Raw genomic sequence first — 13,458 nt, forward strand, 5'->3', positions numbered from 1 at the left:
CGACGTTGGAGGGTGGCTCGGTCAGGACAGCGCGTGTGCTCAGGCCGGCAGCAGCACGGTGATGACTTTCTCCTCGGTGTAGGCCAGCGCGCCGCTGAACCCGCCTTCACGCCCGATACCGCTGGTCTTGACGCCGCCCCAAGGCAGGTTGGCGTCCAGCGGGCTCCAGCAGTTGATACCGACGGCGCCGGCCTTTACCGCCGCCGCCACACGGTGCGCCCTGGCCAGGTCGCCGGTCCAGACCGTGGCCGCCAGGCCGTAGTTGCTGTCGTTGGCGAGGGCGATCGCTTCGTCTTCGCTGTCGAACGTGATCAGCGTGCCGACCGGCCCGAAAATCTCGTCCCGGGCGATGTCCATGTCGTTGCGGGCGTTGGCGAAGATCGTCGGGCGCACGAACCAGCCCTGCTCGGGCGTCGAGACGCCGCCGGCCAGCAGGGTTGCCCCCTGGTCGATGCCCCGCTGGATGTAGCGGTTGACGCGATCGAACTGGGCTTTCTTGGCCACCGGACCCATCTGTACCCCGGGCTCGCGCGGGTCGCCGACGTTCACTGCGTGTGCGGCCTCGGCCAGCGCGGCGCCGAAACGCTCGGCGAGGCTGCGCTGCACCAGGATCCGCGAGCCGGCGGCACACACCTGGCCCTGGTTGGCGAACAGGCCGAGTGCACAGCCGCGCAGGGCATCGTCGAAGGACGCATCGTCGAACACAATCTGCGGGCTCTTGCCGCCCAGTTCCAGGGCCACGCGCTTGAACAGCACGCCGGCCGTGCGCTGGATTTCACGCCCGGCCTCGGGGCTGCCGGTGAAGCTGATCTTGGCCACATCCGGGTGCTCGCACAGGGCGCGACCGACTTCGTTGCCGTAGCCGGTGACCACGTTGATCACGCCGTCCGGGAAGCCGGCTTCCTGCGCCAGCAGCGCCAGGTGCAGGGCCGACTGCGGGGTTTCCTCCGAAGGCTTGACCACCACGGTACAGCCCGCCGCCAGCAACGCGGCGAGCTTCCACACGGTGATCATCAGCGGCGAGTTCCAGGGCACGATGGCACCGACTACGCCGACGGGCTCGCGCACCGTGTACGACAGGGTTTTGGTGCCGAAGTAACCGCCGGTGGGAATGGTGCGACCTTCGAGCTGATTGGCCCAGCCGGCGGCGGCGCGGAGGTTGGCGATCGCGTTGGGCAGGTCCATCCGGCGCGGTTCGATGGGCGAGCGGCCGATGGCATTGGCGTCCAGATCGGCCAGCCGTTCGCTGTCGCGCTCGACCAGGTCGGCCAGTTTCGCCAACAGTCGGCCACGCTGGGCGCCGCCGAGTTGGCTCCAGTCGCCCCTTTCCAGTTGGTGGCGTGCCGCCGCCACGGCACGTTCCACGTCTTCGCGGGTGCCACGGGCGGAGCTGCCATACACCTGCTCGGTCACGGGGTTGACCAGGTCGAAACGGCGCCGGTCGAAGGCTTCGCAGGGCGTACCTTCGATGAAATGATTCAAGTGCTCAGTCATGTTGCGGTCCTCGAGTAGTGGGCAGGCTCACGCCTTGAGGGACGCCAGGGCGTCGCCGAAGATGTCCAGGGCCTTGAAGAACAGTTCGCGGGAGATCGTCAGCGAGGGCATCACGCGCATCACGTTGCTGTAGCGTCCGCAGGGGATCATCAGCACGCCCTGGTTGAGCAGGTAGCCCATCAACTGGCCGATCTTTTCGCCCGCCAGGGGCGCCTTGGTGAGCGGATCCTCGACCAGTTCGATACCGATCATCAGGCCGCGCCCGCGCACTTCGCCGACCAGCGGGCTGTTGAAGCCGCGAATATGCGCCTGGGCTTCCAGCCCCAACGTGTGGGCGCGGTTGAGCAGGTCGAGTTGTGGATCCTGCAGGATGCTGATGTTGGTCAACGCCACGGCCGCCGACAACGAGTTGGCGGCAAAGGTGTTGGGCATCGAGCCGTCGGGAATCTTGGCCGCCAGGTCCGAACGCATGATCAGCCCGGCCATGGGCAGGTCGCTGCCGATGCCCTTGCCGAAGGTGAGCATGTCGGGCTTCACGCCGGAATGTTCGACCGCCCACATCTTGCCGGTGCGTCCTGCACCGGATTGCACTTCATCGACAATCAGCAATGTGCCGCTGCGGTCGCAGGCCTGGCGCAGCAATTGCAGGAATTCCGGCGAGGGTGGCACGTAGCCGCCTTCGCCCTGGACCGGCTCCACGATCACGGCCGCCACGTCATCGGCGGCGGTATAGGGGGTGTTCAACAGGTAGTCGATGTACTCGCCGGCGATCTGCTCGGCGCTTTTGTGGGTGGTGTCGAAGGGGAAACGGTAGGCGTACGGGTAGGGTGCGTGGATCACGCCCCCCATCTGGGCACCGAAGCCCTTGCGGTAGGCGGTGCCGGTGGTCAGCGCGCCCGAGGCATGCCACACGCCGTGGTAGCCGCCATGGAAGGCGATGATCTGGTGGCGTCCGGTAATGCGCCGGGCAAACTTGATCGCGGCCTCCAGCGCATCGCTGCCGCTCTGGGTGAAGAAGGTCACGCAGTCGCCACGCAAGCCATCGGGGGCGATCTCGGAGAGCTTGGCCGCCAATTCGGTGCGTCGCGTGCTGTTGATTTCCAGGGCGTGCATCAGCACTTCGGACTGTTCGCGAATCGCCTGCACCACTTTGGGGTGGCAGCGGCCGACGCTGCTGACACCGACGCCGGCGGACAGGTCGATGTAGGTGTTGCCGTCGGGGTCTTTGAAGGTCGCACCGAAGGCGCGGTCCATGGCCACCGGCATGCGGCCGCCGCCGCGTGCCATCGACTCGGTGCGCGCCGACAGCGCCAGGGCCTCGCGGGTCTTGGGGCCGGGCAGTGTGCCGGAGACAATGTGCGGGGCATCCGCGAAGTGCAGGGCTTGAAAGTTGGCTTCACTCATGACGGTCTCTCTGGAATGTCGATTTAAGTGTGCCGATCATCTCCGCCGCGGGTTCCCGGCCGGTAGCCCGAATCGGCACATGAGACGCGGGCATTCCAGCGCATAAACAATTTGCAGGATGTGACCGATGTGCGAGTATCAAAGGCATCGGCGATCTAAAAACAAGAATGTTGGTAGAGGCACACCCCCCAATGAAAAACCAGACGATCAGCCATTTCCGCGATATCCACGTCCACGCAGCCACCATCCAACAGTGGAGCCAGGACTACAGCCAGCTCACCGCCGGTTCGGCCGAGAGTTCGCTGATGCAACTGACGACGACCGGTTGCCACCTGTTCCTCGAGCAGATCAACCAGCGTGTGGTGCAGAACGGCGTGGCGCCTCGCGACAAGATGTGCTTTGCGGTGCCGATCAATGTGCCCGGCTCGGTTCGCATGCAGGGCCGCGAGGTGGATGACAGCAGCCTGTTCTTCCTCCACGGTGGAGAGGAGTTCATGTTCCATATGCCGATGGGCATGGAGCTTTTGTCCATTACCTTTGAGCGTGAATTGTTCGAAGAGGCGCTGGAACAGACGGCGTCGGCGAAAGAACTCAATCGGTTGCTGCGCCAACCGGTGATAAAGGTGTCTCCCCAGCGTTTCGTCCAGGCCCGGCGTCGATTGCTGGCATTGTTCTCCGAGGCCCTGGTAAACGATGACCTCGACTACACGCGCGAGCGTGAGTCGGCGCTGGAACAAGCCATGCTCGGCGAGCTGCTGCAACTGATGACCGACCCGGCCTGTGACAAGCAGCAGCGCAGCCCCAGTTCCACGCGCAGCTTTATCGTCGAGAAATGTCATCGCCTGGCCACGACCGAAATGATCGACGTGCCCAGCGTGATCGATTTGTGCCAGCGTCTCCAGGTGAGTCGGCGCACGGTGCAGAACAGCTTCCGCTCGGTCGCCGAGACCACACCGCTGAATTACCTGCGCTCAGTGAGGCTCAACGGCGTACGCCGAACCTTGATGTCTACCCGGGCATCCGAGCTGTCGATTGGGGATGCCGCCGCCCAGTGGGGCTTCTATCACCTGAGCCATTTTGCCGCGGAGTACCAGGAGCTGTTCGCGCAGTTGCCGTCCCACACGACCCGCGCCGCCATTACCGGCAACGTGCGCGCCTGAACCCAAGCCTTTAGCAAGATCTGAATCAGCCTGCGTCGTCCGCTCGGGATGTGCAGGTGTTTCGCCGTGGGCGCTTGCGTTACCGATTTGGGATACCGGCACGCTGTCGGGCAGGCATAGGATCGATGCCAGCGTGCAACAAGAACGACAAGCTATTCGGTACCGGTCGACAGCCGGCTGCACCGATCCTACAGCGACTGCCTCATACAATAAGGTCAACAGCATGAGTGTATCCAACTCGATCAACAGCTCCACGGAGCTCAAGCGTGGCGCCCTGGGTGTGGGCTTTATCATCTTCTTCGTGGTATCGGCGGCAAGCCCGCTGAGTGTGATCGCCGGCGGCTTCCCCATCGGCATCATGCTGGGTAACGGCGCGGGCACCCCGGCGTTGCTGATCCTGGCCTTGCTGGTACTGCTGGCGTTCTCGGTGGGTTACACCACCATGGCGCGCCACCTGACCAATGCCGGCGGTTTCTACGCGTTCACCGCCCGTGGGCTGGGCGGCCTGGCCGGTGGCGCGGCCGGGGTGCTGGCGATGTTTGCCTATAACATCCTGCAGGTCGGCTTGTACGGCATGTTCGGCGGGGTGGTCAGCGGCACCATGGAAGCCGCCTTCGGCCTGGTGCTGCCGTGGTGGTCCTATTCGCTGATGGCGATGGCAAGCATCGCGATCCTGGGGTATCGCAAGATCGACCTGTCCGCGCGGGTATTGTCGGTGATGGTGATCGCCGAGTACCTGGCGATCCTGGTCCTGGATTTCGCCATTCTCAAGTCCGGTGGCGACAGCGGCATCAACCTGGATTCGTTCAGCAGCCGCCATGTGTTCAGCGGCACGCCGTCAATCGGCCTGCTGTTCTGCTTCGCCGCCTTTATCGGCTTCGAGGCCACCACCATCTACGGTGAAGAAGCCCGGGACCCGCAGCGCACCATTCCGATTGCGACCTACTGCTCGGTGTTGCTGATCGGCGGTTTCTACGCGTTGTCGGTGTGGTCGATGGTGGTGGGCGTGGGTGCGGACAAGATCGTGCCGATGCTGCAGTCCTTGCAGGACCCGACCACGTTTATCTATGGCATGTCCGACCACTTTGTCGGCCCGCAACTGACCCAGGTTATCCGCGTGCTGTTCATGGTCAGCATCTATGCCGGCCTGCTGGCCTTTCACAACGCCGCCGCCCGTTACTTCTACGCCATCGGCCGTGACGGCCTGTTGCACAGCCAGTTGGGCACCACCCATCGGGTGCACCAGAGCCCGCATATGGGCTCGGTCTTGCAGAGCCTGATCTCGGCCGTGGTGGTGTTGATTTTCGCAGCGCTGGATGCCGATCCGATCCTGCAGCTGTTTGCCTGGCTGTCCAACCTGGCCACGCTGTGCGTGATCCTGCTGATGGCGCTGACCTCGGCCGCGGTGCTGATGTTCTTCCGGCGCCATCCGCAGCTCAAGGTCGGGCTCTGGCGTGGGCAGATCCTCCCCGGTTTCTCGTGCCTGGCGCTCGTGGCCGTGCTGGTGCTGGCGGTGGTGCATTTCGATGTGCTGACCGGTGCCAGCCAACTGCTGTCCTACGGCCTCTGCGCGATCATTCCCCTGGCGTTGCTGGGCGGTGTATTCCTCGCGGCGCGGCTGCGCAAGGCGTCGCCGCAGCGGTTCCTGGCCTTGGGCAGCCACAAGCTTTAAGGCGTGGGCGGCGGTGTCTGCCTGCTCAGCCTGACCAGCAGCGCGTGGTCAAGGCTGTCGAAGGGTCAACCAGGCTGGAATGACCACGCCTGCCGAGTAGGCCCCGCTGGAAATACTCCCGAGGATCAGCCAGCGGCGTGGATAAATCATGGGGGAATTCAATGTTGGAGAGTTGAAAGGCGGCCACCGCAGCTCAGTCAGGCGGCACGCCATTACACGCGGAAATGCCCGACCAGCTGTTGTTGGTGATTGGCCATCTGATGCAATGCTTCACTGGCCTGCGACGCCTCGTGCATGCGCCCGGCGAGTGTTTCGCTGATACCGCGGATGTCGCTGACGCGATGGCTGATATCGTCCACCACGCTGCTCTGCTCCAGGGCCGCACTGGCGATCTGCTGATTCATTTGTTCGATCACATCCACGGCCTGGGAAATATGCCCCAGCGCCACCCGGGTCTGTTGCACCTGGAGCACGCTGCCGCCCGCTTGCTCGCGGCTCAGTTGGGTACTGTGCACCACCGCCTGGCTCAGCTGTTGCAACGTTTCGATCACCATGCGTACCTGTTCGACCGAACTCTGGGTGTTGCTGGCCAGGTGCCTGACTTCATCGGCCACCACCGCAAAACCGCGACCCTGTTCGCCGGCCCGGGCCGCTTCGATGGCCGCATTCAACGCCAGCAGGTTGGTCTGTTGCGCGATGGCGCTGATCACGTCCAGTACCTGACCGATCTGGTTGCTGCTGTCGGCCAGGGCGTTGACTTGCTGGAGGGTGGTTTCCAGGCGTTGGTCGAGGGCCTCGATGCTGCGTTCGGTGGTGGAGAACACCGCCTGGCCTGAGCGGCTCGCGTTTTCGGCGGCGGTGGCGGCGTCGGCGGCGCTGTGGGAGTGACGGGCCACTTCCTGGGCACTGGCGCTCATTTCGTGCAACGCGGTGGCGGCCAGCTCCACTTCGCGGTATTGGCGCTGCATGCCGGCGCTGACTTCGCGGGCAATACCGGAGGAGGTGTCGGCGCTGTCGCGGGTGTCCAGGGACGCGGTCTGGATGGCGCGAATAATCGGCTGCAAGGTGTCGAGGAAACGGTTGAAACCATTGGCCAGGCGGCCCAGCTCGTCGCGTCGCCCGAGGGGCAGGCGCTGGGTCAGGTCCCCGTCGCCTTCGACAATGGCATCGAGCAGCTCGGCCATCTTCAGCAATGGGCGAGTCACGCCGTAGGCCGCCAGCCAGATCAGCAGCATCCCAAGGCTGCTGGCCAGGATGCCCAGGCCAAGGTTGAGCCAATTGGACTCACGGCTTTTGTCGTCCAGTTCGCTCTGCATCTGCCGGGCGGAGGCCTGCACCCGTGCCTGCGGGACCTTGATCTGCAGTTGCCAGGCTGGAGTGCCCGCTGCCGTTTGCACGGATTGGCGGATGTCCAGGGTTTCCCCCGCGACATCGCCGCTGCGTCCCGCCACTTGACCCGAAGCCGACACCAGGGTGACCTGGCTGTCGCCCTGGTAGAGGTCCTGGCTGAGGTTGGCGGCCAGTTTCTGCAAGGTGTCGAGGCTGATGTCCATGCCCACCACGCCGAGCACGTTGCCGTCGACGATCAGGGGGATGGAAATGCTGCTCATCAGGGCTTTGTGGCCTTCCACTTCGATGGTGTACGGCTCGACCACACACACCTGTCGTTGCGCCTGAGGGCAAGCGTACCAGGCGTTTGCCGGTGCGCTGCCGGGGGGCGCAGTGTTGGCGGCGATTTGTGCCTCGCTCAACACCTCCTGCACCAGTTGACCCGGCTGGCTCTGGGACCAGTACAGCGCAAAGCGCCCGGTTTCATTCCCGGCCAGGGCGCGTTGGTCGCGCCAGTCGGCGTCGCTGCCGGCCAGTGCATCGGGCAGCATGATCACGTACAGGCCGAGGACTTTTTCGCGCTGCCTGAGGGCTTCTCGGGCGATGCCGACCAGGGCTTGACGCAATTGCACGACCGTCAGGCGTCCATTGAGGGTTTGCTCGCGCAGTTGCAGAACCTGCTGGGCGAACCCTTCGCCATACAGCGCGGTTTCATTGAAAAACCGCTCCACCTGTTGGCCATGAGCCACGGCCTGGGCCTGCAAGCGTTCCAGCGCGGCCTGTGTCAGCAACGCGCTGCTTTGCTCCTTGAGCAGCTTTGCACTGGTTTGATTCTGGTAGGCGCTGGCGCCAATCAGCGCGCCCACGACTGCCAGCAGGCAAAGTCCGCTCAGCAGGGTAATACGCCATTGGAGGGTGAGATGGGCTGGACGCATGGCTGGGGCTTCCTACGGGGGCGTTGGCGGTGATGGGCACGTTCTTATTCTTGTTGCCGGCATCCGCGCATAGCACGGGTGAGGCTAGGGTGCGGGCATGACAGGCCGGGCGGCTATCCCAAATCGGCAACAGCGCGAGGAGGGATCGGGCGGCCCCGACCTGTTTTGGGGCGGGGCTTTGGATGCTACCGATTTGGGATAGCGAGCCGTTCCAGGGCGGGCATAGGATCAAATTCAGCGCGCAACTAAAACAAAACGCTAACCGGTGCCGATGCGGTGTGGTCGGGCCAACCCAAAAGCGACTGCCTCATACAATAAGGTCAACAACATGAGTGTATCTATCCCGGTCAACAGCTCTACGGAGCTCAAGCGTGGTGCCCTGGGTGTGGGCTTCATCATCTTCTTCGTGATATCGGCGGCAAGCCCGCTCAGTGTGATCGCCGGCGGCTTCCCCATCGGCATCATGCTGGGCAACGGTGCGGGCACCCCGGCGTTGCTGATCCTGGCATTGCTGGTGCTGCTGGCGTTCTCTGTGGGCTACACCACCATGTCACGCCACGTGACCAATGCCGGCGGTTTCTACGCGTTCACCGCCCGTGGGCTGGGCGGCCTGGCCGGTGGCGCGGCCGGGGTGCTGGCGATGTTCGCCTATAACATCCTGCAGGTCGGGTTGTACGGGATGTTCGGTGGTGTGGTCAGTGGCACCATGGAAGCCGCCTTTGGCCTGGTGCTGCCCTGGTGGGCCTACTCGCTGATGGCGATGGTGAGCATCGCGATCCTGGGCTATCGCAAGATTGACCTGTCGGCACGGGTGCTGTCGGTGGTGGTGATCGCCGAGTACCTGGCGATCCTGATCCTGGACTTCGCCATCCTCAAGTCCGGCGGCGACAGCGGCATCAACCTGGACTCGTTCAGCAGCCGTCATGTGTTCAGTGGTACGCCGTCAATCGGCTTGCTGTTCTGCTTTGCCGCCTTTATCGGCTTCGAGGCCACCACTATCTACGGCGAAGAGGCCAGGAACCCCAAGCGCAGTATCCCGATTGCCACCTACTGTTCGGTGTTGCTGATCGGCGGTTTCTACGCGCTGTCGGTGTGGTCGATGGTGGTGGGCGTGGGGGCGGATAAGATCGTGCCGCTGCTGCAGTCCCTGCAGGACCCGACGACTTTTATCTATGGCATGTCCGACCACTTTGTCGGACCGCAGCTGACCCAGATCATCCGCGTGCTGTTCATGGTCAGTATTTATGCCGGGCTGTTGGCCTTTCACAACGCCGCCGCGCGTTACTTCTACGCCATCGGGCGCGACGGTCTGTTGCACAGCCTGCTGGGCACCACCCATCGCGTGCACCAGAGCCCGCATATGGGCTCGGCGTTGCAGAGTTTGATCGCTGCGGTCGTGGTGCTGATATTTGCCGCGATGGATGCCGATCCGATCCTGCAACTGTTTGCCTGGCTGTCCAACCTGGCCACGTTGTGCGTGATCCTGTTGATGGCGCTGACCTCGGTGTCGGTGTGCGTCTACTTTCATCGCCATCCCGAGCTTAAGGTCGGGCTGCTGCGTGGACGGATCCTGCCCGGTATTTCGTGCCTGGCGCTGGTGATGGTGCTGGTGTTGGCGGTGGTGCATTTCGATGTGCTGACCGGTGCCAGCCAACTGCTGTCCTACAGCCTCTGCGCGATTATTCCGGCGGCCTTGATCATCGGCATCGTGCTCGCCGCGCGACTGCGCAACAGCTCGCCGCAACGCTTCCTGGCCTTGGGCAGCCACAAGCTTTAAGGCCCCCGCGTTTTTATCGCTCGACTAACCAGACAATCGCAGCCTGCCGTTGCTCGGCATGGCGCGCCAGCGTGTGAAAGGAAGGTTTCAAATGCACAACTATAAAATGCTCATCGATGGGATCCAGGTGGCCGGTGAAGAAGGCCGGTTCGATGTGATCAACCCGGCCACCGGGGCCGTGTTCGCCCAATGCCCGGCCGGTTCCCTGGGGCAACTCGACCAGGCGGTGAACGCCGCGCAGTTGGCCTTCAAGAGCTGGCGCCACAGCAGCCACCCTGATCGCTGTGAACGTTTGTTGGCGATTGCCGCGGATATCGAGCAGGAGGCCCCATCACTGGCCCGGCTGATTGTGCTGGAACAGGGCAAGCCGCTGGAGTTGGCCTTTTCCGAGGTCATGGGCGCCGCCGCCTGGACCCGCTACGCGGCCGGGCAGGAAATTGCGGTGGAACGGGTGGAAGAAACGCCCACCCAGCGCATTGAGCTGCACCGCAAACCCTTGGGCGTGGTGGCGTCGATCACCCCCTGGAACTGGCCGTTCATGATCGCCGTCTGGCACATCATGCCGGCGCTGCGTGCCGGCAACTGCGTGATCAGCAAACCGTCGAGCCTGACGCCGCTGAGCACCCTGGGCCTGGCCGAGATCATTGCCCGGCATGTGCCCCGTGGCGTGATCAACTGCGTGACCGGCGAGCAGGGCTTCGGCAGTGCGATCACCTCGCACCCGGGGATCCAGAAGATCGTGTTCACCGGTTCCACGGCCACCGGGCAAAGCGTGATGCGCGGTGCCGCCAGCAACCTCAAGCGCCTGACCCTGGAACTGGGCGGTAACGACGCCGCCATCGTGTTGCCCGGCACGCCGGTGGAGGCGGTGGCCGAGGCGATCTTCCAGGCGGCCTTTCTCAACATGGGCCAGACCTGTGCTGCGCTCAAACGCCTGTATATCCATGAGTCGCAGTACGAGGCTTTTGCCGACGCGCTGATGCACATTGCGGCGCGCCAGGTCGTGGGCGACGGCCTGGACGCCGGTGTCACCTTCGGGCCGGTGCAGAACCTTGAGCAACTGGAACTGGTGGAAGCCCTGGTCGATGACGCACGTGCCAACGGTGCGCGGGTGTTGTGCGGCGGTGCGCGTCTGGACCACCCCGGGTTTTTCTATCCACCCACCCTGGTGGCGGACGTGACCGACGGCCATCGCCTGGTGGACGAAGAACAGTTCGGCCCGGTGTTGCCGTTGATTGCCTACCGGGATGTCGAGGATGTCCTGAAGCGCGCCAATGCCGGTGACATGGGCCTCGGCGGCTCGGTCTGGGGGCCGGATGTCGAGCAGGCCCAGGCCTTGGCCAGTCGCCTGGAGAGTGGTGTGGCGTGGGTCAACTGCCACGCCCAGATCCAGCCGAACACGCCGTTTGGCGGCAGCAAGATGTCGGGGTTCGGTGTCGAGTTCGGTCTGGAGGGGCTGCTGGAGTTCACGGGGCAGCAACTGTTGTTTGTGCGCAAGCAGGCTGTCGAAGAAGGAGTTTGAGCCATGCGTTATCTATCCCGTCATCCCGTATTCGGTTGCACGCTTGTGTGCACCCTGGCGCTCGGCGCTATCAGTCAGGTGCACGCTTATGAGCTGTACAGCGATGAGAGCCGTCACCTCAACGCCGACATGACCGCGGTGTTCGGTCAGTTCAACAGTCGCAAGAACTACGATGGCACGCCGGGCGGCTCCAGTTGGCGTGAAGGCTTTATCAAGTATGGCTTGAGTGGCGACCAGGCACTCGGCGGCATTGGCCGCGCCTACGGGGCATTTGCCCTGGTCAGCTCCGCCACGTGGGGCGATGGCGATCCGGGTGGCAACAGCCTCGGCACCGAGCGCACCACGAAGATTGAAGACGCCTACCTGGGCTGGCGCTCCGGCGATCTGTTCCCGGCGCTCGGTCAAGACGGCGTGGATATTTCCGGCGGGCGCCAGGTGGTCAAGGTCGGCCGAGGGTTCCTGATCAACGACGATGGACTGAACCCGGGCAAGGGCCCGGCGGATGGCACCTTGAACCGTGGGGGCGCCTACTACCTGGCGGCCCGGCACGCGTTCGACCAAACCGCGGTGGTGCGCCTGGGGGGGCAGGATGGCCTGCACGGCAGTGTGCTGTGGCTCAAGTCCGATAACCGTATCCAGGCCGAAACCGAACTGGCCGCCGCGACCCTGGACTACACCGCCCGGCCGGGGACGCTCGGCTTGACCTGGGTGCACGGCCTGGACGTGAACGATCAATGGGCCAGCGACTTTCAACGCCAGCGCAAGGGCATGAATGTCTACAGCGTGCGCGGTGAGGGCGATGCGGGCATCCCCAACGTCAGCCTGGCCTTCGAGTACGCCTGGCAGGACAAGGACGCGGGGCCAGAAAAAGCCTGGTACGGCGAAGCGGGCTACACCTTCGCCGATATCGCCTGGGCGCCCAAGGTGACGTATCGCTACACCCGCTATTCGCAGAACTGGGATGCACTGTTCACCGGCCAGAGCACGGGCTACGGCACCTGGTTCCAGGGCGAAGTGGCCGGCAACTACGCCGGGCCGTTCAACACCAATACCCGCATCCACCATGTCGGGCTGAAGGCAACCCCACTGGAAAACCTGAGCCTGGGCGCGCTGTATTTCGACTACGCCACCGTGCGCAAAAGCAACGCGTTGAACCTCGATGGCCGTGAGTTGGATGTGTACGCCGAGTGGGCGGTCAACCCGCACTTGATCATCACCCCGCTGGTGGGGTTGTACACACCCAGGCAGGACGCGACCACCGGGGGCAACCAGGTCGGCGGCAACGGCACCAACCTGTACAGCCAGTTGACGCTGGCCGTGCCGTTCTGAGCATGACGCCTAGGGGGCGGTGTGGCTCGGCGGGTTGCGCATGTTTTCGGCAATCCGCCGGGTGGTGTCCATGACCATTTCGATCACGGTTTCCTGGCGCAGCAGCTTGAAGTTCTGGGTGGTGCCGACGGCCGACAGGCTGCCGACCACCTCGTCGAGGTCCGCCTGGATGATCGGCGCAGCGATACCGGTCAGGCCCAGGTTGAGTTCGTCGTGGGTCAGGCAGTAGCCGTCCTTGCGGATTTTTTTCGCGGCCCTGGAGAAGCCCGCCCAGTCATACGGGCTGTCCGGGTCGTTGGCCATGTGCTCGTCGAACAGGCGTTGCAGGCGGCGTCCTTTCTGGAAGGCGATCAAGACCTTCGATTGTGCCCCGCGGAAAAACGGCAGCGGTTGCCCGCGCCCGAACGCGAAGTGATAGGTGTCGGTGGGTTCGGCGATGTAGGTGTTGATGATGCGCCCGTCGTAAAACACGCTGGCGAACACCGCCAGGCCCGTTTGCGCCGACAGCTCGTGCATCAGCTCGCGCCCGGCGAGAAGGATCGGGTCGTACTGGCGCATCATCCAGTCCAGCTCGATGACCCGCGGGCCCAGGCCGTAGCTGCCGGCGTCCACGCGGGTCAGCAGGCCGGCGTCACACAAATCCTTGACGTAGCGGTACACGGTCGCCCGTGACAGGCCCATGCGCTCGGCAATGGTGTCGGGGTCGATCTTCAGCATTTGCGGACCGAACAGGTCGAGGATGCTCAGCAATTTGCTCAGGCTGCTCATTGTGTTCCTAAAAGAAAGGGAAGGGCGCTTGTGGCGTCCCCACGGGGAGCCGGTTGCCCAAGCGCTGG

9 protein-coding genes and 1 pseudogene are annotated in these 13,458 nt (G+C 64.0%); 5 read left to right on the top strand and 5 right to left on the bottom strand.

Annotation, left to right across the window (positions count from 1 at the left end):
• Positions 1–39 precede the first annotated feature (39 nt).
• On the bottom strand, positions 40–1,494 hold the full coding sequence (locus tag BLQ09_RS12850) for an aldehyde dehydrogenase family protein (RefSeq protein WP_092357148.1): 1,455 nt from the start codon (positions 1,492–1,494) through the stop codon (positions 40–42).
• A 27-nt stretch (positions 1,495–1,521) separates the two neighbouring features.
• Entirely contained in the window at positions 1,522–2,898 is a 1,377-nt protein-coding gene (locus BLQ09_RS12855) for an aspartate aminotransferase family protein (RefSeq protein ID WP_092357151.1), read from the bottom strand.
• A gap of 191 nt (positions 2,899–3,089) precedes the next feature.
• Between BLQ09_RS12855 and BLQ09_RS12860 the strand changes: the two genes are divergently transcribed.
• Positions 3,090–4,058 carry a helix-turn-helix domain-containing protein gene (locus tag BLQ09_RS12860; RefSeq protein ID WP_027606688.1) on the top strand — a complete coding sequence of 323 codons (969 nt, stop codon included), beginning with the start codon at positions 3,090–3,092 and terminating at the stop codon, positions 4,056–4,058.
• 223 nt (positions 4,059–4,281) lie between these two features.
• Positions 4,282–5,730, top strand: coding sequence for an APC family permease (locus tag BLQ09_RS12865; protein WP_092357154.1), 1,449 nt, complete (start codon positions 4,282–4,284; stop codon positions 5,728–5,730).
• A 212-nt stretch (positions 5,731–5,942) separates the two neighbouring features.
• Here BLQ09_RS12865 and BLQ09_RS31850 read toward each other — a convergent pair whose 3' ends face one another.
• Together BLQ09_RS31850 and BLQ09_RS31855 are read right to left on the bottom strand one after the other, a co-directional pair.
• Positions 5,943–6,698: a methyl-accepting chemotaxis protein gene (locus BLQ09_RS31850; RefSeq protein WP_371914508.1), complete on the bottom strand. Its 756-nt coding sequence runs from the start codon at positions 6,696–6,698 to the stop codon at positions 5,943–5,945.
• 102 nt (positions 6,699–6,800) lie between these two features.
• Positions 6,801–7,994 (bottom strand): annotated as a pseudogene (locus BLQ09_RS31855) (HAMP domain-containing protein); the annotation flags it as partial.
• Between the two features lie 328 nt (positions 7,995–8,322).
• Here BLQ09_RS31855 and BLQ09_RS12875 point away from each other — a divergent pair.
• The 3 genes from BLQ09_RS12875 (at position 8,323) to BLQ09_RS12885 (ending at position 12,622) form a co-directional block, all read left to right on the top strand.
• The gene (locus BLQ09_RS12875) at positions 8,323–9,771 is read left to right on the top strand and encodes an APC family permease (protein ID WP_092357160.1); all 1,449 of its coding nucleotides are present in this window, start codon (positions 8,323–8,325) and stop codon (positions 9,769–9,771) included.
• 91 nt (positions 9,772–9,862) lie between these two features.
• Entirely contained in the window at positions 9,863–11,293 is a 1,431-nt protein-coding gene (locus BLQ09_RS12880) for an aldehyde dehydrogenase family protein (RefSeq protein ID WP_027606684.1), read from the top strand.
• 3 nt (positions 11,294–11,296) lie between these two features.
• Positions 11,297–12,622, top strand: a complete 1,326-nt coding sequence (locus BLQ09_RS12885) for a hypothetical protein (RefSeq protein WP_027606683.1) — start codon at positions 11,297–11,299, stop codon at positions 12,620–12,622.
• A 9-nt stretch (positions 12,623–12,631) separates the two neighbouring features.
• On the opposite strand, the gene BLQ09_RS12890 is transcribed toward BLQ09_RS12885, so the two are convergent.
• Positions 12,632–13,390: an IclR family transcriptional regulator gene (locus BLQ09_RS12890; RefSeq protein WP_065941646.1), complete on the bottom strand. Its 759-nt coding sequence runs from the start codon at positions 13,388–13,390 to the stop codon at positions 12,632–12,634.
• Positions 13,391–13,458 lie beyond the last annotated feature (68 nt).

It is taken from the genome of Pseudomonas sp. NFACC25 (assembly GCF_900100935.1).
GTDB classification, from domain to species: Bacteria; Pseudomonadota; Gammaproteobacteria; order Pseudomonadales; family Pseudomonadaceae; genus Aquipseudomonas; species Aquipseudomonas marginalis.